The sequence below is a fragment of the Brevibacterium renqingii genome (genome assembly GCF_017808105.1).
Classification (GTDB): Bacteria; Actinomycetota; Actinomycetes; order Actinomycetales; family Brevibacteriaceae; genus Brevibacterium; species Brevibacterium renqingii.
On record NZ_JADBHF010000001.1, the window covers coordinates 62,926 to 85,512 of the forward strand.

The window sequence follows — 22,587 nt, forward strand, 5'->3', positions numbered from 1 at the left end:
TTCCTCGCCGCGCGGGGGTCCGAGCCGAGACCGAGGTCACCTCGTCTTCGGGATGGGCCGGGGTACGGCATATGATGGTGGAATCATTCCACAGACCCCGAAACGCTTCTGCATGCACAATTCCTCTCAGACCGATCCGCCTCCGACCGCTGCGGGCACCGCCCAGGGCTTCGCCCATGCGAAGGCGATCCTGTTCGGCGAACACGCAGTCGTCTACGGCTCGCCCGCCGTGGCCGTGCCGCTGCACGGGCTCGGGGTGCAGGCCGATATCCGCCGGTCACCCGCTCAGGAGACCCGGATCGAGAGCCAGCTCTTCTCCGGCACCGCCCAGACCGCACCCGAACCGATGGGGCCCGTCGTCGCGGGTCTGAGAGCCGCCCTCTCGGCCGTCGACGACCCCGACGCCGAGGTGGAGCTGCTCATCCGCTCAGCGATCCCGCACAGCCGGGGACTGGGGTCGAGCGCGGCCGTGGCCACCGCCGTCGCCCGAGCCGTGGCGAACCTCGAAGCCACCGTCTTCGCCGAGGAGACCCTCCACGAGATCGTGCAGGCCGCCGAGGCCGTCGCGCACGGCCGGCCCAGCGGCATCGACGCCTGGGCCGTGGCCAAGCCCGCCCCGATCCGGTTCCAGACCGGGTGCGCCGAGACCATCGACGTGGGCGAGCGGCTCGTCTTCGTCCTCGCGGACTCCGGCCATCACGGCTCCACCGCCGAGGCGGTCGGAGGGGTCCGTGCCCGCCGCGATGCGGATCCCTCGCGCATCGGGGCGACCATCAGCCGGCTGGCCGAACTCACCGATGCCGCCGTCGACGACATCCGCTCCGGCGATCGGGTCACGATCGGCTCGCGCATGCTCGAGGCCCACGGTCTGCTCGGCGGCCTCGGGGTCTCGACCCCGACCTTGGACGCCCTCGTCGACGCAGCCACCGCGGCCGGAGCCCATGGTGCCAAGCTCACCGGCGGCGGCCTCGGCGGCTGCGTGCTGGCTCTGGCCGATGACGACGAAGCCGCCGAGGAGCTGGCGGAGGCGCTGCGCGCCGCGGGAGCACCGCGCACCTGGACGACGGAGGTCAGACCGACATGAGAACGACGACGGCGCGGGCCTACCCGAACATCGCCCTGGTCAAGTACTGGGGCAAAGCCGATGAGGACCTGATCCTGCCCGCAGCCGGCAGCCTCTCGCTGACCCTCGACGAGTTCGCGACGACGACCACGGTCACCCCGGCCCCGGGCGCCGAGGCTGATGTCCTCGAACTCGACGGCGGCCTCGCCGATGCCGGTCAGACCGCACGCATCTCGGATTTCCTCGACCACGTGCGCGTCCTGGCCGGACGTGATGACCGGGTCCTCGTCCGTTCCCGCAATTCGGTGCCCACCGGCGCCGGCCTGGCCTCCTCGGCCTCGGGATTCGCGGCTCTGGCCACCGCCGCGGCCGCAGCCTTCGACCTCGACCTCGGCAGCCGCGACCTCAGCCGGCTGGCCCGCCTCGGCTCCGGCTCCGCCTGCCGCTCCATCGCCGAGGGCATGGCCGTCTGGCATGCCGGCGACGACGCGTCCTCCTTCGCCGAATCCGTCGCCGCCCCGGACATGCGGATGATCATCGTCACTGTCGACCGGGCGCGCAAGGCAGTGTCCTCCCGCGAGGCGATGCGGCTGACGGCCGCCACCTCCCCGTTCTACCCCGGCTGGGTGTCCTCGACCGAGGACTACCTGCAGCAGATGCTCGCCGCCTGCCGCGCGGGCGACTTCACCCGCATCGGCGAGATCACCGAATCCCACGCCCTGCGCATGCACGGGCTCATCCAGTCCACCGTGCCCCCGATCCGCTTCCTCAATCCGACCAGCCATGCGATCTTCGATGCCGTGGCCGAGGCGCGCGAGCAGGGGCTCGAGGCCTATTCCACCGCCGATGCCGGCCCGAACGTCGCCGTCATCGTCCGGCCCCATGAGGCCGAGGCGCTGGCGGGCAGGCTCACCGCGTTCGGCGATGTGCGCATCGTCGGCCCCGGGCCCGGCGCCCACCTGCTCACCGCGGACGAAGGCGGCCGGGCATGATCGTCACCCGGGCGCCCGGAAAGCTGTTCATCGCCGGTGAGTACGCCGTCGTCTCTCCGGCGGAGCCGGCCGTGCTCGTGGCCGTCGACCGGTGCATCACGGTGCGGCTGACCGAGAGCGAGAACGCCGGACGCATCCATTCCTCCGAATACGGTCGAGCCCCGCTGGTGTGGCGGCGGGAGCAGGGCGGCGAGGCCATCGTCGTCGAGCACCGGCCCGCCGACTACGTGCTCTCGGCGATCTCGACCGTCGAGGAGCTGTGCGCCTCCCGCGGCGCCTCCCCCCGCTACTTCGATCTCGACATCTCCAGCGAACTCGACGACGCCGACGGCCGGAAGTTCGGGCTCGGATCCTCGGCTGCGGTGACCGTGGCCACCGTGGCCGCCCTCGACGAGTTCTACGCCCTCGGCCTCAGCGCCGCCGAACGCTTCAAGCTCGCCCTGCTCGCGACCATCGCGATCGCCCCCAACGCCTCGGGCGGGGATCTGGCCGCGAGCACCTTCGGCGGCTGGATCCGCTACTCCTCCCCCGACCGTGCGGCGCTGCGCGCCCATCGCGAGGCCCATGGGGTCGCCTCGGCGCTCGAGTGCAGCGAATGGGCGGGCTCCGGGGTCAGGCGGATCACCCCGCCGGAGTCCCTGCGGCTGCTCGTCGGCTGGACGGGATCACCGGCCTCGACCGAGCACCTCGTCAAACGCGTGCACACACCGGGCGAGGCCAAACCGCGCCCCTTCACCTCCTTCGCCGCCGAGTCCCGCAGCCTCGTCGACGACCTCGTGGCCGCCTGCGACGCCGACGATCCCGAGAAGGCGCTCGAGACCATCCGTGCGGCCCGCACGCTGCTCCAGCGCCTCGGCGAATCCTCCGGCAGCCTCATCGAGACCGAGGCGCTGGAGCACCTGTGCGAGATCGCCGAGGCCCACGGTGCGGCCGCGAAGCCCTCGGGCGCCGGCGGCGGGGACTGCGGCATCGCCCTGACCCGGGAGGTCTCCGGCACCACAGAGGCCATCCTGACCGGCTGGGCCGCCCACGGCATCCGGCACCTCGGCCTCGGCACCCACCGAGAGGAAGGCGATATCGATGAGTTCTGAGACCCCTGGGGCCTCGACCTCCCGCGCCGCGCGCAAGGACGACCATGTGCGCCTGGCCTCGGCCCAGCAGACCGAGGGGCCGCGGCGCACGGACTTCGACGACCTCGAGTTCGTCCACCACGCCCTGGACGGCACCAGTCCCGAGAGGGTGGACCTGTCCGTGACCCTCGGTGACTGGACCTGGCCGACCCCCTTCTACGTCAACGGCATGACCGGCGGCACCGAGACGACCGCGAAGATCAACCGGGATCTGGCCATCGCCGCCGCCGAGACGGGCCTGCCCATGGCCTGCGGTTCGATGAGCGTGGCCCTCGACGACGACCAGGCCGCGAAGGGCTTCACCGTCATCCGTGAGGAGAACCCGAACGGCTTCGTCATGGGCAATCTCGGTGCCGGTCGCAGCGCCGAGGACGCCCGCCGTGCCGTCGAGCTGCTGGGCGCCGATGCCCTGCAGATCCACGTCAACCCCGTGCAGGAGACCGCGATGCCCGAGGGCACCCGGGACTTCTCCGAATGGCTCGGCGGCCTCGCCGAGATCGTCGCGGCCTGCCCTGTGCCGGTCATCGTCAAGGAGGTCGGCTTCGGGCTCAGCCGCCGCACGCTGACGCGGCTGTCCGAGATCGGCGTCGGATTCGCCGATGTCTCCGGTGCCGGCGGCACGGACTTCCTGCGCATCGAGAACGATCGGGCCGGCGCACACGACTTCTCGATGCTCACCGGCTTCGGACAGTCGGCCCTGGCCTGCCTGCTCGACGCCCCACCCGCCTGGACCAACCCACCCGCCGGAACCGCCGACAGCGAACCGGCCCCCGTGCTGCTCGCCTCCGGCGGGGTCCGCAACCCCTATGACGTCGTCAAGGCGCTGGCCTGCGGGGCCCGGGCCGTCGGAGTCGCCGGCACCTTCCTGCAGACCGTGCTCGATCATGGTCCGGCGGGGCTCGTCGAGCTCATCCGCACCTGGCAGACTCAGACGAGGGCGCTGTTCGCCCTGCTCGGTGCGCAGCGGTCCACCGATCTCACGGGCACGGATCTGCTCGTGCGGGGCCGCCTCGGCGAGTTCTGCCGCCTGCGCGGAATCGACGTCGTCGCCCTGGCGCACCGCACCGATGTCCATTCGAGGAGGAATCAGCAGTGAATCAGCAGACCACGATCACCGGGATCCCGACCACCTGGGTCGGTCCCCTGCGGGTCAGCGGCGAAGCGCTGGTCCCGGCGGGCACCCACACCGAGGTGGCCGTGCCCCTGGCGACCTACGAGACCCCGCTGTGGCCCTCCGTCGGTCGAGGAGCCTCGATCTCACGCGAGATCGACGGCGGCATCCGCACCGTCATCGTCGATGAGCGGATGACCCGGTCCGTCCTCTTCGTGGCCGAATCGGCCATCGGCGCCGAGGCGGCCGCCCAGACGATCCGCCACCGTATGCCGGAACTCGAGGAGCTCGTGGCCGCCGGCAGCGCCCATGCCCGGCTCATCGAGATCCACCCGGAGATCGTGGGCAATCTGCTCTTCGTCCGCTTCGCCTTCCGGACCAACGACGCTTCGGGCCACAATATGGTCACCCAGGCCTCGGACACGCTCATGGAGCGCATCCTGTCCTGGAAGCTCGGACTCGACTACGGATCGGTCTCGGGCAACTACTGCTCGGACAAGAAAGCCACCGCGGTCAACGGGATCCTCGGACGCGGACGCAATGTCGTCGCCGAGATCCTGCTGCCCCACGAGGTCGTCGAGCGCCGCCTGCGCTCGAGCGCGGAGAAGATGGCCGAGATCGTCATCCGCAAGAACCTCGTCGGCTCGACCATCGCCGGTGCCCTGCGCTCGGCGAACGCACACTATGCGAACATGCTGCTCGCCTTCTATCTGGCCACCGGCCAGGACGCGGCGAACATCGTCGAGGGCTCCCAGGGCATCACCTATGCGGAGAACCGTCCCGAGGGACTGTACTTCTCGACCACGCTGCCCCACCTCATCGTCGGCACCGTCGGCAACGGCAAGGACCTGCCGCACGTGGACGAGGCGCTGGAGCGGCTGGGCTGCCGCGACGACCGCGAGCCGGGGGCCAACTCCCGCCGCCTGGCCGCGCTCATGGCCGCCACCGTGCTCTGCGGCGAGCTGTCCCTGCTCGCCGCGCAGACGAATCCCGGCGAGCTCATGGCCACCCACATCGAGATGGAACGCAGAGAGGACGGCGAGGCATGAGTGCGATCGGCATCGACGACATCGAGTTGGCCACCACCCATCATGTGGTCAGGCTCGAGGACTTCGCCGAGGCGAACGGGACCGATCCGGACAAGTTCCGCCTCGGCCTCGGCCAGGACGAGTTCAGCGTCCCGGCCCCCGACGAGGACATCGTCACCATGGCCGCGGCCGCGGCCGCACCGATCGTCGAGCGCTGCGGCACCGAGGGTCTGCGGACCCTCATCGTCGCCACGGAGTCGGGCACCGATCAGTCGAAGGCCGCGGGAATGGCCGTGCACAGACTGCTCGGGCTGCCTTCGCGCATGCGCGTCGTCGAGATGAAGGAAGCCTGCTATTCGGCCACGGCGGCCCTGCAGGCTGCCGTCGGCATCGTCACCCGCTCGCCCGACCAGCGCGTGCTCGTCATCGCCGCGGACGTCGCCCGCTATGAGCTCGACTCCCCCGGTGAGCCCACGCAGGGAGCCGGGGCCGTGGCGATGCTCGTGACCGCCGAACCGCGGCTGCTCGAGATCGAGCCGCTCTCGGGTCTGAACTCGGCAGATGTCGACGACTTCTGGCGGCCGAACGATTCGACCACGGCGATCGTCGACGGCGCGCTGTCCGTCACCGCCTACCTCGATGCGCTGACCGGCGCCTGGACGGATCTGCAGGAGCAGGGAGGACCGGCCATCGATGAGATCGACCGCATCCTCTACCACCAGCCGTTCACGAAGATGGCGAAGAAGGCCCAGCTCCACCTCGCGGGACTGACAGGAGTCGAACTCGACGACCGGATCGTCGCGAGCCCCGCAGACTCAGCAGGCGAAGGACCTGCAGGCGAAGGCCCGCGGGACACGGGGCTGGCGACGAGCACCCTGTACAACCGCCGCCTCGGCAATTCGTACACGGCCTCGCTCTACGCCGGCCTGTGCTCACTGCTCGACCACGACGAGGATCTCGCGGGCAAGCGCATCGGGCTCTTCAGCTACGGATCGGGCAGCGTCGGCGAATTCCTCACCGGACGCGTCGTGCCCGGCTATGAGCGGCACGGACGTGTGCAGGCCGTGACCGAGGCCCTCGATGCGCGGGTGCCGCTGTCGATGACCGACTACCGCGCACTCCACGCGGCCGAGCTGCCCAGCTCCGAGGACCACACGACGCCGCGCGTGAGCACCGGAGAATTCCGCTTCGCCGGCATCCGCGGACGCGCCCGCCTCTACGAACGCGCCTGAAGCGGCGCCGGCAGCGCAAGGCGTCGACCGCGCGCCGGCAGCCGCTGGCAGCCGGGCACGAAGAAGCCCCTCATCCGACTTTCTCAGGTCCGGATGAGGGGCTTCTCGTTCGCTGTGCGCGAGGGGGGACTTGAACCCCCACGACCTTGCGGCCACTGGCACCTGAAGCCAGCGCGTCTACCAATTCCGCCACTCGCGCGAACAGAGAAGACTCTAGCATCCGTGCGGGCGAAACATGAAACCGAAGACCGCGAAACCGCCCAAACGTGTCGACCCTCACATCTCGGCAGGCTCCACGCCCCCGCCGTCTTCCCTGGACGCGGGCCGGGAATCCGAGCACAGCTTGGCCCCGAGAACACGCGTGACGTGAGTTGAGAGCCTCACCGCGTTAGGATTGGGTGTTGATGTGCCCAGACTGTGCTCGGCCGGGACCGCCTGGTCAGGGACCACAGCGATGCGTGGCGAACGGTTCGTCTACGAACGGCAACACCTGATGAGGAGGTGCCATGGGGATACTCGATCGCTTCGAGAAGGGGCTGGAGAACGTCGTCAACGGCGCCTTCGCCAAGGCCTTCCGCTCACAGGTCGAACCCGTCGAACTCGCCGGCGCGCTGCGTCGCGAGGCCGACAACAAGGCCGCCGTGGTCTCCCGCGGCCGCACGCTGACGGCCAATCACTACGTCATCGAGCTCTCCCCGACCGATCATGAGCGCCTCTCCGGACTCGAGTCCGAGCTGCGCTCCGACCTGAGACAGGTCATCGGCGATCACGCCGTCGAGCAGGCCTACAGCTTCGTCGGCCCCGTGTCCGTCGAATTCGCCCTCGCCGACGACCTCGACACGGGCATGTACCGCGTCGTGTCCTCGACCGAGCGCCCCGACGGCTCCCCGGCCGCGCAGCCGGCCAACCGCGGCGGCTACGACCCCGTCTCCCGGGCCAATCCGATCGTCGGCGAGTCACCGAACTCCGGGGCCCGACCCGCGGCGCCGCGCCGCAGCGCCGAACCGGCCCGACCGGCCACCTCCTCACGCCCGAATCCCACTGTCCGCCCGGCCGCGCACGAACCGCCGCCGCGCAGCCGCACCATCGAGGCCAGCGTGAGCATCGACGGTCGCACGCAGATGCTGCGTCAGGGGACGAACACCTTCGGCCGCTCCTCGTCGAGCTCTGACTTCGTCATCGACGATCCGGGCGTCTCCCGCCGCCACTTCGAGATCATCGTCGAAGGCGACCACGCCGTGGCCAATGACCTCGGTTCGACGAACGGCACGCTCCTGCACGGACGCAAGCTCACCTCAGCGAACCTGGCCGATGGCGACGTCCTGCTCGCCGGTGAGGCCGAAGTCCACTATCACGAGAGCGAGCGGGACGCCCAGTGAGCGAATTCACCGTCACCGTCTTCCGGTTGGCCTTCTTCGTCCTCCTCTGGCTCTTCGTGTTCGGAGTCGCCGGGGTGCTGCGCCGGGACATCTTCGGTCCCAGACGCGGCCGCAAGTCCCGCCGAGGCGGCTCCAAGTCCGCCCCCGCACCGGCCTCCCGACCGGCTCCCGCGCCGCGCCAGGCCCCGGCGGCCGCCCCCATCGCGCACGCCCACCCGGGCACCATCCGCGTCACCGACGGCCCTCTTGCCGGCACCTCGCTCATGCTCTCCGGGGCGCCCGTGACCTTCGGCCGGGCACCGGACAACACGATCGTCATCAATGACGACTTCGCCTCCAGCCACCACGCCCGGATCTCCGCGCAGAACGGAGCCTGGCTGCTCGAGGACCTCGGCTCGACGAACGGCACCATCGTCGACGGCTCACCCATGACCGGCCCCGTGCGACTGCGCATCGGCACACGGATCACCATCGGACACACGACCCTGGAGACCCGATCGTGACGACCGACGGAACCATCACCCTCCGCTCGGCAGCCCGGTCCCACACCGGGCTGGTGCGTAAGAACAACCAGGACTCCGGCTATGCGGGTCCGAACTTCCTCCTCATCGCCGACGGCATGGGCGGGCACGCCGGCGGAGACGTCGCCTCGGCGATCACGGTGGCCAGGCTCGCCGAGCTCGACCGCGAACCCGGCGGCGAGGACTCCCTCGAACTGCTGCGCACCTCGATCCTCGAGGCCAATGATCGGATCTGCCGCGGAGTCGGCGAGCAGCCGGAGCTCGCGGGCATGGGCACAACGGTCACCGCGGTGCTGCGCGCGCCGGGCAACCGCTTCGCCCTGGCCCATATCGGCGACTCGCGCGGCTATGTGCTCCGCGACGGCCGACTCCAGCCCATCACCCACGATCACACGTTCGTGCAGATGCTCGTCGACGAGGGCAGGATCACGGCCGAAGAGGCCGAGACCCACCCGCAGCGATCCGTGGTCATGAAGGTCCTCGGCGATGTCGGCGCCTCTCCCGACCTCGACCTGTCCCTGCGTGAGGCCCAGATCGGCGACCGCTGGATGCTCTGCTCCGACGGTCTGACCGGGTTCGCCGACCTCGATGACATCACCCGAGTGCTCACCGAGGTGTCCGACCCAGACGAGGCCTGTCGTCAGCTCATCGACCTCGCCCTGGCCGGCGGCGGCGCCGACAACGTCACCGTCGTCGTCGGCGACGTGCTCGAAGGCGAGGTCGAGACCCCCGCCGGCGTCTCCGTCGGTTCCGTCCATCTCAACCCCCGCTATGCCGCGATCGGGGAGAACACCGAGGCCGAGTCCCCAGCCGACACCGAGACGCATTACGGCGACGGGGATGTGCCCACCGACACCGTGCCGCTGCAGGCCGTGTCCGGAGACGATGATCCGAAGGCCCGCGACGGCGCCACTCAGCCGCTGCGGACCGGGCCCGGCGACGAAGAGGAGGAGGACGACCTCGACGAAGAGGTCGGCAAAAGATCCTTCCTCGGGTGGATCATCACGGGGCTGGTCATCATCGCGTTGGCCGTCGGAGGATTCTTCGCCTACAACTATGTGAGCAGCCAGTACTACGTGGCCGCCGATGAGGGCAAGGTCTCGCTCTACCGCGGCATCGACACGACGCTCGGCCCGATCGAGCTCAGCCGTCTCGAGGACACCACGGACATCGAGGTCGGAAGCCTCAACAGCTATTCGCAGGACCGCCTGCGCGGGTCCATCCCCGCCGGTTCGCGGGACGAGGCCGATCGCATCATCGACAACCTGCGCAAGGAATCCGAGCGCTCCAGCGGCGTCTCGGGCAATGTCGAGGACTCGACGAGCCCGACCGACCCGGCGCCGTCCCCTCCGAGCTCGACCTCCGCCGACCCCAGTGACGCCATCACCCGGGAGTCGCAGTGATGTCCCAGGCTCCCTCCCAGGTCGCGCGCCCCAGAACCTACCGGCTGGCCGAGCTCGGCCTCATGATTCTCGCTATCGCCGTCGCCACCAGCGCCTATGCCCTCGTCGGCCTCGGTGTCGAGGACACGGTCCCGGCCAACGTCTACGGTTACGCGGGCTGGCTGGCGGCCCTGGGCCTCGTCCTCCACATCATCGTGTGGATCAAGGCGAAGTACGCCGATCCCGTGCTCGTGCCCATCGCGGTGCTGCTCAACGGACTCGGCCTGGCCATGATCTACCGGGTCGATCTCGGGCGCGACGAGTACCAGGGCTCGGCCATGACCCAGCTGGTCTGGATGACGCTCGGTGTGGGTCTGGCCATCGCGGTGATCTTCGTCGTCAAGGACCACCGCTGGCTGCGCCGCTACACCTTCGTCTCCGGTTTCGCGGCTCTCCTCTTCCTCCTGCTGCCGCTGGTTCCGGGTCTCGGCAAGACGGTCAACGGCGCCCGCATCTGGATCGGCGTCGGCCCCATGTCCTTCCAGCCCGGCGAGATCGCGAAGATCCTGCTCGCCATCTTCTTCGCCGGCTACCTCGTCAGCTACAAGGACCAGCTCGTGGCCGCCGGACCGAAGATCCTGGGCATCCGGTTCCCCCGCCTGCGCGACTTCGGTCCCATCGTCATCGCCTGGGTCGCCAGTGTCGGCATCCTCGTGTTCGAACGCGACCTCGGCACCTCGCTCTTGTTCTTCGGCCTGTTCGTGGCCATGCTCTATGTGGCCACCTCGAAGGTCTCGTGGATCATCCTCGGCCTCGGCTTCTTCTCGGCCGGCGCCGTCGCCGCGACGTTCATCTTCTCCCATGTGGGCCAGCGTGTGTCCGGTTGGCTCAATGCGCTCAGCCCCGAGGAGTACAACAAGACCCCGGGCGGCTCCTACCAGCTGGTCCAGGGGCTGTTCGGGATGTCCAACGGCGGACTCGTCGGCACCGGCTTCGGTGAGGGCCGCCCGAATATGGTTCCCTATGCGGAATCCGACTTCATCTACGCGAGCTTCGGCGAGGAGATCGGCCTGACCGGCCTCTTCGTCATCCTGCTGTGCTACCTCTTCATCTTCCAGCGCGGCATCCGCACCGCCCAGCAGCTGCGCGACGGCTTCGGCACTCTGCTGGCCACCGGGCTGTCCTTCACGATCGCCCTGCAGGTCTTCGTCGTCGTCGGCGGCGTCACCCGCCTCATCCCGCTGACGGGTCTGACCACGCCGTTCCTCGCGCAGGGCGGTTCCTCGCTGATCGCGAACTGGATGATCATCGCCCTGCTGCTGCGCATCTCGGACAACGCCCGCCGTCCCGTCGAGGACTTCCACACGGGCGTGCTCAAGATCACCGAGGATCCGGAGCCCGGCTCCGCCGGTGCCTCCGTTCAGGCGCACAACACTGACGAACGGACGCGCAGATCCGAGGAGCCCGCGCGCAGATCCGAGGAGGAGGCGCCGACCACGACCCTCGGTCCCGCCGATGAGGACGCACCGACTGACTACCTGGGACCTGCCGGAGGTGAACGATGAAGAAGCCATTGACACATATCGCGGTCGTCGGATTCGTCATGTTCGCGCTCCTGTTCGGATCGACGAGCTGGGTGCAGTACGTCACCGCGGATTCGCTCAACCACAATCCGCTCAACAACCGTCAGGTCCTCGATCAGCTCGCCCGCGACCGCGGTCCGATCCTCGTCGACGGCACTCCGATCGCCTATTCGGAGCCCGTCGACGACAAGTACAAGTACCAGCGCAAGTACGGCTCCGAGGGTCTCGATCCGCGCGCCTATGCTTCGCTCACCGGCTACTATTCGGTCGTTTCCGGCGCCTCGGGCATGGAGCGCGCTGCCGGGGACTACCTCTCCGGCGACTCCGACGCCCTGTTCTATGACAAGGTCGGCAGCTTCTTCACGGGCGAGCAGCCGCGAGGTGCGGCCGTGGAGCTGACGATCGACCCGAAGGTGCAGAAAGCGGCCTGGGACGGCCTGGGCAACCAGAACGGTGCGGCCGTGGCGATCAATCCGAAGACCGGGAAGATCCTGGCTATGGCCTCGACCCCCGGCTGGGACCCGAACGCCTTGGCCAGCCATGACACCGACGAGGCACGCTCGGCCTTCGAGAACCTCGAATCCGCCGAGGGCAAACCCGCCTACAACCGAGCCATCGGCGGCAACCTCTACCCGCCGGGATCGACCTTCAAGGTCCTCGTGGCCGCGGCCGCCCTCGAGTCCGGTGACTACACACCGGATTCCAACCTCAACGGCCCGGCGGCACTGGACATGCCGCAGACGAACCTGCAGATCAAGAACTCCCATCCGGGAGCCTGCCGCAACGGCGGCAAGCCGACCCTGGCCGATTCGCTCGCCGAATCCTGCAACACCTCCTTCGCCTCACTCGGCATGGACCTCGGCGAGGACACGATCCGCAAGCAGGCGGAGAAGTTCGGCTTCGGCAAGGAGCTCGAGATTCCGCTCAATGTCACTCCCTCGACGTTCCCGACCGACCTCGATCCGCCGCAGCTCGCGTACTCGGCCATCGGTCAGTACGACGTCAAGGCCACCCCGCTGCAGATGGCGATGATGACCGCGGGCATCGCCAACGGCGGGAAGATGATGAAGCCCCAGCTCGTCGACCGGGTGCTCAACGCGAACACCCTCGAACCGATCTCCGAGACGCGCCCGAAGGAGCTCTCCCGCCCAGTCTCCGGCGACACGGCCGAGCAGCTCACCCAGATGATGACCGGGGTCGTCGACAACGGCACCGCCTCGGTGGCGAAGATCGACGGCATGAAGGTCGCCGCGAAGACCGGCACCGCCCAGCACGCGAAGGGCGCGGCACCCCACGCCTGGTTCATCTCCTTCGCCCCGTCCGACGATCCCGAGGTGGCGGTCGCGGTTGTGGTCGAGAACGGCGGAAACGCGGGCAGCGAAGCTTATGGAGCGACGGTCGCCGGGCCGATCGCCAAGAACATGATGGAAGCGGTGGTCGAGAAATGAGACCCGTTGAAGGCACCCTGTTGGGCAACCGATACAAGCTCACCTCCCGAATCGCCGTCGGCGGCATGGGCGAGGTCTGGAAGGGTGTGGACTCCGTGCTCGGCCGTGAGGTCGCGGCGAAGATCCTCAAGGACGAATACCTCTCCGAATCGACGTTCCTCGCCCGCTTCCGCGCCGAGGCGCAGAACATGGGGCGGGTCTCCGATCCCGGCATCGCCGGAGTCTACGACTACGGCGACGAACAGGGCTCGCCCTACCTGGTCATGGAGTACGTTCCCGGTGAGGCGCTGTCGGCCATCATCGAACGCAGCGCGCCACTGTCAGAGACCGATACGCTGAGCATCGTCTCGCAGGCCGCGCAGGCGCTGGGGGCCGCGCACAAGGTCGGGGTCATCCACCGCGACATCAAGCCCGGCAACATCCTCATGACCCCGGACTTCCGGGTCAAGATCACGGACTTCGGCATCGCCCGGGTCACCGATCAGGCCCCGCTGACGAAGACCGGCCAGGTCATGGGCACCGCCCAGTACCTCGCTCCCGAACAGGCGACCGGAAAGGGCTCGGGTCCCGGTTCGGACCTCTACGCACTCGGCATCATCGCCTATGAGGCGCTGGCCGGGCAGCGTCCGTTCACCGGTGATTCGCAGGTCGCGATCGCCATCGCTCAGGTCAACCAGCAGCATCCGCCGCTGCCGGACACGGTCTCCGAACCGCTGCGCCGCTTCGTCGACTGCCTGCTCGAGAAGAAGCCCGACCGCCGGCCCTCCGACGCCATGAAGGTGGCCAAGGCCGCCGAGGCGCTCTCGGGTGGCGACGTCGCCGGAGCCGAGGAGCTGCTGCCGCAGATGCGGCACGGCAATGCCGCCTCCGAGGCGCTCACCCAGGTCTTCAACAATCCCGAGCCCGTGGCCACGACGAAGGCCATGCCGATCACCGCGTCCAATGACGCCACCCAGGTCTACCCGAACGGGGCCGCGGCCGGCGCTGTCGGTGCCGCGGGTGCCGGTGCCGCAGGCGCCGGAGAACTCGACTCGAACGACCCGCAGAAGACGGGCGCGCTGAACACGGACCCGGACAAGGACAAGCAGTCGAACAAGGGCCGGGTCCTCATCTGGATCCTCGCGATCATCGCGCTCATCGCGGTCGGCTCGCTGCTGTGGTTCTTCCTCAGCGGCGGCAATGCCGAACCCGAACCGGAGCCGACCACCTCGGCGCCGAGCTCGGAGGCGAAGAAGACGATCGAGATCGATCCGAACGACTACATCGGGCTCACCGAATCCTCGGCGACGCAGAACCTCGAGAACAAGGGCCTCGAGGTCGAGACGACGACCATCGATTCGAGCCGGGCCGCCGGCACCGTCGCCGATGTCGGCGAGGGCGACAACGGCTACACCTTCGAAGAGGGCGACACCGTGACCCTCTTCATCTCGGGTGGTCCCGCCGAAGCCCCGGAGGAGCCGGCCTCGGACTCCGGGTCCGATCCCGGCCTGGGCAATGACTCGGAGTCGAGTTCCGACTCGGGCACCTCGAGCTCCTCGGGTTCGTCGAGCTCCTCGTCCCGGGGTTCGGGCTCCGGATCCGATTCGAACGGCAGCGGGTCGAACTCGGACTCGGGCTCCGGATCCGATTCGGCAACCTCTGATTCCGGCAGCGAGTCCGGCAGCGAGGCCGGTTCGGACAGCCAAAGCGGTTCGGACGGCTCCTCGGAGTCCGGCAGCGGATCCGACAGCGGTTCCGGTTCAGGCAGCGGTTCGGGCAGCGGCTCGGAAGGCGGCGACACCGGCTCCGGAGGCGGATCGGGCTCCTCGGGCAACGCGAACAGCGGCGAGGCCAGTGGGAACTCGGGCGGGAACAACGGCAGTGAATAGGCTCTGAACGATCAGGCGAGAGTTTGCAATACTGAGAACTCGACCCGGGCTCGGGTGAGAAGGAACCCATGAACCGGGTGAGACAAGCGGAGGACATAGATGACTGAACCCAAGGTGCTGTCGGAGCGTTACGAAGTTCGTGCGCTCCTCGGCCGTGGGGGCATGGCAGAAGTGCACGAAGGCGTCGACAATCGGCTCGGCCGCCGGGTGGCGATCAAACTTCTGCGGTCCGATCTCGCCCGCGACCCCTCGTTCCACACCCGGCTCAAGCGCGAGGCCCAGTCCGCCGCCGGTCTCAACCATCCCGGCATCGTCTCCGTCTACGACTCGGGTGAGGAGGAGTTCGTCGAGTCCGGCGGCTCGTCGGTGTCTGTGCCCTTCATCGTCATGGAGTACGTCGAGGGTCAGACCCTGCGCGAGGTTCTCAACGATCACGGCACGCTCACCGTCGACGAGGCGCTCAATGTCATCGCCGGCGTGCTCGCCCCGCTCGAGTACTCGCACCGCAACGGCATCGTCCACCGCGACATCAAGCCCGCGAACGTCATGCTCACGCCCGAGGGCGACATCAAGGTCATGGACTTCGGCATCGCCCGCGCGCTCAAGGACAACTCGGGTCTGACGCAGACCCAGTCCGTGGTCGGCACCGCACAGTACCTCTCTCCCGAGCAGGCCCGCGGTGAGGTCGTCGATGCGCGCTCCGACCTCTATTCGACAGCCTGCCTGCTCTATGAGCTGCTGGCCGGTCGGCCGCCCTTCGTCGGCGATTCCCAGCTGGCCGTGGCCTATCAGCACGTCGGAGAGACCCCGCAGCCGCCGAGCACGTTCAATCCGAACATCCCGCCGGCCGTGGACCGGCTCGTCCTCCATGCGCTGCTCAAGGACCGGGACGCTCGCTACCAGGACGCCTTCACCTTCCGCGAGGATGTGCTCGCCGCCCGCGACGGTCGTCCCATGAGCTTCGAGGACGATGCGGACGCCACTCGGGCCTACCCGATGGCGGCCCCGCCGATGACCGCGCCGATGCCCTACGCCTCCGACGCCGAGGCGGCTCCCGAGACCGGTCCCATGTCCTCGATCATGGCCACACAGGAGGACAGGCCCCCGCAGAAGCGCTCCCGCGCCTGGATCTGGATCGGCAGCATCTTCGTCCTGCTAGCCCTGGCGGGCGTGGCCCTGTGGGTCTACGAGATCAACAAACCCGAGCCCATCCCCCAGGTCGAGGTCACGGATGTGGCGGGCATGGACGCCGACGAGGCCGAGGCCGCGCTCATCCAACAGGGTCTGAGGGTCGACACGGCCGAGAAGTACAGCTCCGAGGTCGACGAGGGCAAGGCGATCGAGACCGATCCTCCCGGCGGTCAGAGGATCGACAAGGACAGCATCGTCAAACTCATCGTCTCCTCCGGCCCCGAATCCGTGAAGGTCCCCGACGTCTCCGGCAAGACAGAGGAGGAGGCGCGGAAGATCATCAACGACGCGAAGCTGCAGGCCGGCACTCACATCTCGCAGAACTCGCCGGATGTGGAGAAGGGTGTGGTCATCGAGACCAAACCCGGCGACGGCCAGGAGGTCGATGTCGACTCGAACGTCGATCTCGTCGTCTCCTCCGGCATGGTCGAGGTCCCCGATGTCACGGGCAAATCCGCCGATGAGGCCTGCAAACTCCTCGAGGGCGACGACTACCAGCTGGGGTGCAAGACCGAAGAGGTCGAGACCGACGAGCACGATGAGAAGAAGGTCTTCGAACAGTCGGCCACCGGCGGCAGCGAGGTCAAACAGGGCACGGAGATCACCGTGAAGGTGGCCAAGAAGCCGCCGGAGCCGTCACCGACCATGCCTTCGGTGCCCGGTGGCATCCCGACCTCTCCGTCCGATGACGCAGGCAGCGACGGGGGCGACGGCGGCGACGACGGCAAGGACAAGGATAAGGACAAAGACAAGGACACCGATTCGATGGGCGGCGGAGGCGGCCTGTTCGACGGCTGGGCCGATGTCTCGGGCCGGGACTGATCCGGAGTCGGGCGCACTCGAGCCCGGTCTCACGCCTCAGTCGAGGGTGAGGAACAGGTCAGTGCGCAAGTGCGCCGGATCCGCCTCGGGCCCGGGTTCGGTGACATAGAGTTCGATGAACGGCAGACCCGGGTGATGCCCGGCGGCCGCAGCGTCTTCGAGCAGCTGTGCCCAGGCCTCGCCGAGTCCGTCATAGCCGCCGGTATGGCTGCGCACTGCCATCGACCCGGCAGGCAGCTCCGAGGGGATCACGATGTGACCGCCCCCGATCGGCTGGGCCCGGGTCAGCCCCGCTGAGATCGGCAGGCCCACCTGCAGATCCACCGTCTCGCTCGGCTGCTTCGTGTAGAGGGCGAATGCCGGGCCCACGGGTTCGGCTCCGGTCTCGGACAATGCCGGGAAGAGGCCGGCGAAAGTGCGGTCGAACAGCGCCGGCAGGTCTTCCATGGCCACGTCCCGCGCTTCGACGACGGCGGTCGGAGTCGCGGGCACTTCGATGACGGTGAGTTCGGTGTACGGATCGTCGCTGAAGTAGCTCGGTTCTGACATGACGGGTCCTCTCAGATCGCTGTGCACACGATCCTAACGATCGGCCGCCTCGGCGAACACCCTCAGAGCGCGAACAACCTCAGGAGATCGCGGTCGCCAAGGGCGACATCTGCGCCGCCGCTTCGGCGGCACCGTCGAGCCCGCACACCTCGAGCCAGTTGCCGAGCATGAGGTAGCCGCATTCGGTGAGGACCGATTCGGGGTGGAACTGGACGCCGAACAGGGGCTTCTCACGGTGTTCGATGGCCATCACGATGCCGTCGTCGGTGCGGGCGGTGACCGTGAATCTCTCGAGGTCGAGGGTCTCGTCGACGATCGCCAGCGAGTGATACCGGGTCACGGTCAGCGGGCTCGGGCAGCCGAAGAAGATGCCCTCGCCGTCGTGGGTGATGGTCGAGGTCTTGCCGTGCATGAGCACGGGGGAATGGGTCACGGTCGCGCCGAACACCTCGCCGAGGGCCTGATGGCCCAGGCAGACCCCGAATACCGGCATCTCGGCGGTCTCGGCCCAGGCCAGCAGCGACGGGCAGACGCCGGACTCGGCCGGGACGCCTGGTCCCGGGGACAGGAGAACACCGTCATAGGCGCTCACGGCGGCAGACAGCTCATCGGCCGGGATGTCGTCGTTGCGGACGACGTCGACGGCCGCGCCGAGTTCGCGCACATAGGACACGAGCGTGTAGACGAAGCTGTCGTAGTTGTCGATGACGAGGATCCTGGTCATTGTCCACCATCCGTCACGGTTGCGTTGTTGAACGGCATATAGGGCGCGATGACTGGGAAGACGTACTGCATGAGCAGCAGCACGACCGCCGCGATGAGGATGAGGGCGAAGATGAGCTTGACGAACCAATTTCCGGGAAGCAGACGCCAGATGAATGCGTACATCCTAAGCACCACCGTTCTGACTGACCTTGTCGTATGCTTTCGAATCCTTGATGTTCTTCGGGGGCCCGTCCTGGGCCGGGGTCCAGTCGGTGAGTTCGGCGTAGGCGACGTAGCGCTCCCGGGCCGAGAACATCGGGTTGCACGCCGTCATCGTCAGGATCCGGTCCTTGCCCTTGTACTCGGGCTCATCGGGCACGGGAGAGAGCACTTCGACGGCATCGGGCAGGATGATGTCGAAATTGCGGAAAGTGTAGGTGTAGAAGCCGTCCTTGGTCTGGACGATGATCTCGTCGCCCGGCCGCAGCTTCGCGATCTGGTTGAACGGCTTGCCGTAGGTCACGCGGTGGCCGGCGACTGAGAAGTTGCCGACTTCGCCGGGCATGGCCGAGTTCGGGTAGCGGCCCACGCCCATCCGGTTGAGCACGGGCTCGAGGTCGACGCCCTCGGCGACGGTCCGGTAGTAGTCGTCGCCGAAGCGCGGGATGTAGAAGATGCCGAAGGCGTGGTTCTTCTCCACCGGGTCGGCGACCACGGGTTCGTCGGGATCGTCCGGCAGTTCGTTCGGGTCCTGGTTCGCCCAGTCCTGGGTCAGTTCGTCGGCGAGGACCTCGTTGTCGCGGTTGGCCTGGATGTCGGTCCACCACAGCTGCCAGACGACGAAGAGGATGAGCACGAGGCCCGCGGTGATGCAGAGTTCGCCGAAGGTCCGCACCGTCCCGCGGATCGGTCCGAGCGGCTCACGCTGCCGGGACTGCCCTCGCCGTCGCCGACCTGTGACGTCCTGGCTCGAGTGCACGGGCTCCTGCTCCGCGTACATGGGCGGGGCATCGGAGTAGACGGCGGTCGGCTGTCCGTGAGCCGCTGCGGCCTCGGCCTCACGGCGGCGCAGTTCACGTCGGCTGGGCAGCGGCTGTTCACCGTGAGAGCTGTGAGCGTTCGCCGAATCGACGGAGCCCGAGTGACCGGTGGAGTGAGATGAGGGAATCTGTCTCTGCGCAGGACGGATAGTGGGTCGCGAGGGCGGATTCGCGCCCGGCTCGTTACCCGAGGAGGAACTATTCACCACTTCTGCTCCGTGACTGTCACTGCATTGTCGGGGCTCGTCCACAGGACGAGCGGGGACACCCCTATGCACTTTATCCTATGAGAATCCCCGTTCGGGGCGCTCTCGGGCCGCTTTCAGGCTTGTCGGAGTTTTTCGCTGCGACCCCCGTCGCGAGTAGACTGGGCACCGATTGTCCCCAACCATTCACTCGGCGGCCCCTGCAGCGGTCGACCGTTAAAGGAGTACTCGTGGCCAAGTCCAAAGGACGGACCCAGCGCCCCCAGCGCACTTCTCGCACATCATCGGCGGCCGAGAGCAAGCAGACCGGCGACGAGGTCGAGGCAGTCGAGACCGAGTCGACAGCGACCGAGTCGACCGAGACTGAGACGTCGGGCACCGAGACGACCGAGACCGAGAGTCCTGCCGACGTGACCGCAGCCGACGAGGCCGCGAAGGTTTCGGACGAGGACGTGGACTCGAAGAAGAAGCCCGCCGAGGCGAAGGAGTCGTCGAAGTCCTCCAAGACCTCAGGTTCGAAAGCCTCGAACTCCAAGGCCTCGAGCGCGAAGACCTCAGGCTCGAAGACCTCAGGCAGCAAGGGCAAGACCGCCAAGCGCACCTCCCGTTCGGGCAATCCGGCCAAGCGCTCACAGGGGCGCAAGACCGCGAGCTACACCTCGACCTCGGGTCAGCAGACGATCAAGCCGAACCCGAGCTGGTTCCTGCCCGTGCTCATCGGCCTCCTCCTCATCGGCCTGATCTGGCTGGTCGCCTTCTACGTCTCGCAGGGCGCATTCCCCGTCGAGGCCTGGGGAAACTGGAACATCCTCATCGGCTTCGCCTTCTTCGTGGCGGGGCTGATCATGTCCACCCGCTGGCGATAGCGTCGACAATCCACAAGGCACAAGTTATACCCAAGCCGGGTGCGTCTCCTGTGGATAACTTATTTTAGGCCTCTGGCCTGCGGAAATACATCAGTGTCAGTTATCCACCATGTGGATAGAGGCTGTGGACAACTATTTTTCCACCGCTGAGTGCACACAAATCGCCTTTGGTCTGGTAAAAATGTCTTTTCGGTTCGGAACCCGTCCGGTCCACAGCTCGTGCGATTCACAGCTCGTGCGATTCACAGGCCCAGGCCGAACAGACGCCATGCCCCGGCCGCCAGCATGATGAGCACGAGACCCACCGCGGTCGCCGCGAACACCGCAGTCGCCGCAGATCTCGAGTTCCTGGTGCGCTGAGGGACGAGCAGCGCCGCACAGCCGAGCACGAAGCCCGTGAGCAGCCCGCCGAGGTGGGACTGCCAGGAGACTCCCTCGACGAGGAAGCCGTAGCCGAAGTTGAGCGCCACGAAAGCCACGACGCCGGCGATATTGCGATCGAGGCGTCGCGTCGGCACCAACAGGACGCCGATGATCGCGAACACCGCACCGGAGGCGCCGATGTGGTTCGTCACCCAGTCGCGGCTGAAGGGTTCGGCGAGGACGAGGACCATGGCCGAGCCCCCTGCCGTGCCGATGAGATAGACGGCGAGGAAGCGCCCATGGCCCAGCGCGCGCTCGACGAAGGATCCGAAGAAGAACAGGCCGATCATGTTCGCGAGCAGATGGAACGGTGAGGGCTGTGCGTGGACGAGTGCCACAGTGAGCACCCGCCACGGCTGTTCGAGAGTGAGCGCGGGTACGAAACTCAGGCGGTGGAGCAGGTCCAGGGCCGGCAGCAGCTCGGCCAGGAAGGCCACGGCGGTGACGATGAGGATCGTACGGGTGACCAGCGGCGGGGATGCGGAAAGGGCCCGGCCGGTTTCCCGCGCCGAGCCCTTCTCCGGTGTGTCCATCACACCATGGTACTCACTGCTGAATGGTGCTCACTGCTGAGTGATGTCCACCTTCTCGATGACGACGGGCTCGGCCGGCTTGTCCATCGCGCCGGTGGGCACGCCCTCGATCTCGTCGACGACCTTCTGGCTCGCTTCATCGGCGACCTCGCCGAAGATGGTGTGCTTGCCGTTGAGCCATGGGGTCTCGGCCGTGGTGATGAAGAACTGCGAACCGTTGGTGCCGCGTCCCATCTGCTTGCCGGCATTCGCCATGGCCAGCAGGTACTTGCGGTCGAACTGGAGCTCCGGGTGGATCTCGTCGTCGAAGGTGTAGCCCGGTCCGCCGGTGCCGGTGCCGAGCGGGCAGCCGCCCTGGATCATGAAGTTCGAGATGATGCGGTGGAAGCCGAGCCCGTCGTAGAAGGGACGCTTGGTCGGCTCACCGGTCGAAGGATCCGTGAACTCACGCTCACCCTGGGCCAGCTCGACGAAGTTGGCCACGGTCTTCGGCGCATGGTTGCCGAAGAGGTTGATGGTGATGTCACCGTGGTTGGTGTGCAGGACTGCTGTGTGCGTAGAGACTGTAGTCATGCCCTCATTCTTCCACGCCGAGGCGGCGAATGCAGTTTCACACCGGTCCCATTGCCGACTCTGTCAGACTATCCGCAGACAATTCGATGACGCCCGCCTCCCATGCCCTTGCCCGGAGGCCGTAGACTGGGCAGTGATCACCTGACCACCGACATCTAAGGATTGGGAATGTTCATGTCGAAGAACCCAACTCGAGATCAGCTCACTTCGAAGCTCGATTCCGCGAAGCAGACGTCACTCCGAGTCCTGGCCGATGCCAGCGAGAACGCGGCGCCCAAGCTGCGTGACGCCGCTGACAAGGCTCGCCCTCAGGTCGAAGCTCTGGCCGGCAAGGCCGAAGAGTTCGCCGAGAAGGCACGTCCCCAGGTCGAGGCCCTGGCCGACAGGGCCAATGATCAGGTCCATGCTTGGGCCGACAAGCTCGAGGCCTACCGCCCCGAGGCGACCGAGCGCGCCGGCAAGTTCGCATCGAACGCCGCGAACTCCCTCGCCAACGTCGAGACCCCGAAGCTCATCGACGACCTCGCCGTCCGTCTCACCGGTGACAAGAAGGCCATGAAGAAGGCCCGCAAGGCTCTCGCCGGTGCCGGGAAGAGGATCGAGAAGGACACCGCGCGCAAGTCCGGCGGCGGCAAGGCCGCAGTCGTGTGGACCCTGGTCATCGGTTCGGCCGCGGGCATCGGCTACTACGTGTGGAAGAAGGCGCAGCCGGTCGAGGATCCCTGGTCGACCCCGCTGCCGAACAACCGTCCCGCCGATGCTCGCCCCGTCGGGTCGACCCCGGCCTCGCGTCAGGCCACCACGCCCCAGGTCTCACAGACCTCGGTGCCTGCGACCAAGGCCGATGAGAAGGACGAGACCCCGGCTCCGAAGCCGGCCGTCAAGCCCGCCGAGGCTCAGGCCGGACAGTCGGACGAGGACGCGAACGCCAAGCACTGAGCG

General features: G+C 67.7%; 21 protein-coding genes, 1 tRNA gene and 1 pseudogene. 16 read left to right on the top strand and 7 right to left on the bottom strand.

From position 1 onward, the window contains the following. Positions 1–112: 112 nt before the first annotated feature. The 6 genes from mvk to IHE57_RS00300 are packed head-to-tail and all read left to right on the top strand — an operon-like array spanning position 113 to position 6,556. Positions 113–1,084 (top strand): mevalonate kinase, encoded by a 972-nt coding sequence (mvk, locus tag IHE57_RS00275; protein ID WP_209370029.1) that lies wholly within the window; start codon positions 113–115, stop codon positions 1,082–1,084. Beyond that, positions 1,081–2,055 (top strand): diphosphomevalonate decarboxylase, encoded by a 975-nt coding sequence (mvaD, locus tag IHE57_RS00280; RefSeq protein ID WP_209370031.1) that lies wholly within the window; start codon positions 1,081–1,083, stop codon positions 2,053–2,055. Before mvk ends, mvaD begins: the two co-directional genes overlap by 4 nt. Then, positions 2,052–3,146 (top strand): phosphomevalonate kinase, encoded by a 1,095-nt coding sequence (locus tag IHE57_RS00285; RefSeq protein ID WP_209370033.1) that lies wholly within the window; start codon positions 2,052–2,054, stop codon positions 3,144–3,146. Before mvaD ends, IHE57_RS00285 begins: the two co-directional genes overlap by 4 nt. Continuing rightward, the gene (gene fni / locus IHE57_RS00290) at positions 3,136–4,281 is read left to right on the top strand and encodes a type 2 isopentenyl-diphosphate Delta-isomerase (protein WP_209324474.1); all 1,146 of its coding nucleotides are present in this window, start codon (positions 3,136–3,138) and stop codon (positions 4,279–4,281) included. Before IHE57_RS00285 ends, fni begins: the two co-directional genes overlap by 11 nt. Beyond that, complete coding sequence (locus tag IHE57_RS00295) at positions 4,278–5,345, top strand: hydroxymethylglutaryl-coenzyme A reductase family protein (RefSeq protein WP_209324473.1); 1,068 nt, start codon at positions 4,278–4,280, stop codon at positions 5,343–5,345. Before fni ends, IHE57_RS00295 begins: the two co-directional genes overlap by 4 nt. After that, entirely contained in the window at positions 5,342–6,556 is a 1,215-nt protein-coding gene (locus IHE57_RS00300; RefSeq protein WP_209324472.1) for a hydroxymethylglutaryl-CoA synthase family protein, read from the top strand. Before IHE57_RS00295 ends, IHE57_RS00300 begins: the two co-directional genes overlap by 4 nt. A gap of 115 nt (positions 6,557–6,671) precedes the next feature. Here the strand turns inward: IHE57_RS00300 and IHE57_RS00305 are convergent. Next, positions 6,672–6,755 (bottom strand) — tRNA-Leu (locus IHE57_RS00305). A gap of 307 nt (positions 6,756–7,062) precedes the next feature. On the opposite strand from IHE57_RS00305, the gene IHE57_RS00310 reads away from it, so the two are divergent. The 8 genes and pseudogenes from IHE57_RS00310 (at position 7,063) to pknB (ending at position 16,750) form a co-directional block, all read left to right on the top strand. Next, positions 7,063–7,935, top strand: a complete 873-nt coding sequence (locus IHE57_RS00310) for a DUF3662 and FHA domain-containing protein (RefSeq protein ID WP_209324471.1) — start codon at positions 7,063–7,065, stop codon at positions 7,933–7,935. Further along, positions 7,932–8,438 carry an FHA domain-containing protein FhaB/FipA gene (locus IHE57_RS00315; RefSeq protein ID WP_209324470.1) on the top strand — a complete coding sequence of 169 codons (507 nt, stop codon included), beginning with the start codon at positions 7,932–7,934 and terminating at the stop codon, positions 8,436–8,438. The genes IHE57_RS00310 and IHE57_RS00315 overlap by 4 nt, the downstream gene beginning before the upstream one ends. Further along, on the top strand, positions 8,435–9,859 hold the full coding sequence (locus IHE57_RS00320) for a PP2C family protein-serine/threonine phosphatase (RefSeq protein ID WP_209370035.1): 1,425 nt from the start codon (positions 8,435–8,437) through the stop codon (positions 9,857–9,859). The genes IHE57_RS00315 and IHE57_RS00320 overlap by 4 nt, the downstream gene beginning before the upstream one ends. Further along, entirely contained in the window at positions 9,859–11,403 is a 1,545-nt protein-coding gene (locus IHE57_RS00325) for an FtsW/RodA/SpoVE family cell cycle protein (protein ID WP_209370037.1), read from the top strand. Before IHE57_RS00320 ends, IHE57_RS00325 begins: the two co-directional genes overlap by 1 nt. Further along, the gene (locus tag IHE57_RS00330; RefSeq protein WP_209324467.1) at positions 11,400–12,869 is read left to right on the top strand and encodes a peptidoglycan D,D-transpeptidase FtsI family protein; all 1,470 of its coding nucleotides are present in this window, start codon (positions 11,400–11,402) and stop codon (positions 12,867–12,869) included. Before IHE57_RS00325 ends, IHE57_RS00330 begins: the two co-directional genes overlap by 4 nt. After that, positions 12,866–13,633: pseudogene (locus IHE57_RS16825) on the top strand (serine/threonine-protein kinase); the annotation flags it as partial. The gene IHE57_RS00330 and the pseudogene IHE57_RS16825, both read left to right, overlap by 4 nt. Before the next feature lie 498 nt (positions 13,634–14,131). Next, the gene (locus IHE57_RS16830) at positions 14,132–14,737 is read left to right on the top strand and encodes a hypothetical protein (RefSeq protein WP_436627475.1); all 606 of its coding nucleotides are present in this window, start codon (positions 14,132–14,134) and stop codon (positions 14,735–14,737) included. Between the two features lie 99 nt (positions 14,738–14,836). Continuing rightward, entirely contained in the window at positions 14,837–16,750 is a 1,914-nt protein-coding gene (gene pknB / locus IHE57_RS00340) for a Stk1 family PASTA domain-containing Ser/Thr kinase (RefSeq protein ID WP_209370041.1), read from the top strand. A gap of 36 nt (positions 16,751–16,786) precedes the next feature. On the opposite strand, the gene IHE57_RS00345 is transcribed toward pknB, so the two are convergent. From IHE57_RS00345 to IHE57_RS00360, 4 genes are all read right to left on the bottom strand, one after another. Beyond that, positions 16,787–17,299: a GyrI-like domain-containing protein gene (locus IHE57_RS00345; RefSeq protein ID WP_209324464.1), complete on the bottom strand. Its 513-nt coding sequence runs from the start codon at positions 17,297–17,299 to the stop codon at positions 16,787–16,789. A gap of 79 nt (positions 17,300–17,378) precedes the next feature. Next, on the bottom strand, positions 17,379–18,023 hold the full coding sequence (locus IHE57_RS00350) for an anthranilate synthase component II (protein ID WP_209370043.1): 645 nt from the start codon (positions 18,021–18,023) through the stop codon (positions 17,379–17,381). Further along, positions 18,020–18,187, bottom strand: coding sequence for a hypothetical protein (locus tag IHE57_RS00355; protein WP_166968632.1), 168 nt, complete (start codon positions 18,185–18,187; stop codon positions 18,020–18,022). Before IHE57_RS00355 ends, IHE57_RS00350 begins: the two co-directional genes overlap by 4 nt. A 1-nt stretch (position 18,188) precedes the next feature. Then, positions 18,189–18,983: a class E sortase gene (locus IHE57_RS00360; RefSeq protein WP_366933806.1), complete on the bottom strand. Its 795-nt coding sequence runs from the start codon at positions 18,981–18,983 to the stop codon at positions 18,189–18,191. 497 nt (positions 18,984–19,480) lie between these two features. On the opposite strand from IHE57_RS00360, the gene IHE57_RS00365 reads away from it, so the two are divergent. Then, positions 19,481–20,116 carry a cell division protein CrgA gene (locus IHE57_RS00365; RefSeq protein ID WP_209370045.1) on the top strand — a complete coding sequence of 212 codons (636 nt, stop codon included), beginning with the start codon at positions 19,481–19,483 and terminating at the stop codon, positions 20,114–20,116. A 242-nt stretch (positions 20,117–20,358) separates the two neighbouring features. On the opposite strand, the gene IHE57_RS00370 is transcribed toward IHE57_RS00365, so the two are convergent. Both IHE57_RS00370 and IHE57_RS00375 read right to left on the bottom strand, forming a co-directional pair. Then, the gene (locus tag IHE57_RS00370) at positions 20,359–21,072 is read right to left on the bottom strand and encodes a rhomboid family intramembrane serine protease (protein ID WP_209370047.1); all 714 of its coding nucleotides are present in this window, start codon (positions 21,070–21,072) and stop codon (positions 20,359–20,361) included. A gap of 30 nt (positions 21,073–21,102) precedes the next feature. Further along, a complete protein-coding gene (locus tag IHE57_RS00375) occupies positions 21,103–21,645 on the bottom strand; it encodes a peptidylprolyl isomerase (protein ID WP_209324460.1) in 543 nt (180 codons plus the stop codon). Positions 21,646–21,819: 174 nt separating this feature from the next. Between IHE57_RS00375 and IHE57_RS00380 the strand changes: the two genes are divergently transcribed. Next, positions 21,820–22,584, top strand: coding sequence for a hypothetical protein (locus tag IHE57_RS00380; RefSeq protein ID WP_246475775.1), 765 nt, complete (start codon positions 21,820–21,822; stop codon positions 22,582–22,584). Positions 22,585–22,587 lie beyond the last annotated feature (3 nt).

What these genes read in the sequence shown, in the direction of transcription:
- IHE57_RS00285 (WP_209370033.1), top strand. Translation starts at nt 2,052, where the DNA reads ATGATCGTCACCCGGGCGCCCGGAAAGCTGTTCATCGCCGGTGAGTAC.
- IHE57_RS00300 (WP_209324472.1), top strand. Translation starts at nt 5,342, where the DNA reads ATGAGTGCGATCGGCATCGACGACATCGAGTTGGCCACCACCCATCAT.
- IHE57_RS00380 (WP_246475775.1), top strand. Translation starts at nt 21,820, where the DNA reads ATGTCGAAGAACCCAACTCGAGATCAGCTCACTTCGAAGCTCGATTCC.
- IHE57_RS00325 (WP_209370037.1), top strand. Translation starts at nt 9,859, where the DNA reads ATGTCCCAGGCTCCCTCCCAGGTCGCGCGCCCCAGAACCTACCGGCTG.
- mvk (WP_209370029.1), top strand. Translation starts at nt 113, where the DNA reads ATGCACAATTCCTCTCAGACCGATCCGCCTCCGACCGCTGCGGGCACC.
- IHE57_RS00375 (WP_209324460.1), bottom strand. Translation starts at nt 21,645, where the DNA reads ATGACTACAGTCTCTACGCACACAGCAGTCCTGCACACCAACCACGGT.
- pknB (WP_209370041.1), top strand. Translation starts at nt 14,837, where the DNA reads ATGACTGAACCCAAGGTGCTGTCGGAGCGTTACGAAGTTCGTGCGCTC.
- mvaD (WP_209370031.1), top strand. Translation starts at nt 1,081, where the DNA reads ATGAGAACGACGACGGCGCGGGCCTACCCGAACATCGCCCTGGTCAAG.
- IHE57_RS00345 (WP_209324464.1), bottom strand. Translation starts at nt 17,299, where the DNA reads ATGTCAGAACCGAGCTACTTCAGCGACGATCCGTACACCGAACTCACC.
- fni (WP_209324474.1), top strand. Translation starts at nt 3,136, where the DNA reads ATGAGTTCTGAGACCCCTGGGGCCTCGACCTCCCGCGCCGCGCGCAAG.
- IHE57_RS00330 (WP_209324467.1), top strand. Translation starts at nt 11,400, where the DNA reads ATGAAGAAGCCATTGACACATATCGCGGTCGTCGGATTCGTCATGTTC.
- IHE57_RS00350 (WP_209370043.1), bottom strand. Translation starts at nt 18,023, where the DNA reads ATGACCAGGATCCTCGTCATCGACAACTACGACAGCTTCGTCTACACG.
- IHE57_RS00310 (WP_209324471.1), top strand. Translation starts at nt 7,063, where the DNA reads ATGGGGATACTCGATCGCTTCGAGAAGGGGCTGGAGAACGTCGTCAAC.
- IHE57_RS00370 (WP_209370047.1), bottom strand. Translation starts at nt 21,072, where the DNA reads ATGGACACACCGGAGAAGGGCTCGGCGCGGGAAACCGGCCGGGCCCTT.
- IHE57_RS00355 (WP_166968632.1), bottom strand. Translation starts at nt 18,187, where the DNA reads ATGTACGCATTCATCTGGCGTCTGCTTCCCGGAAATTGGTTCGTCAAG.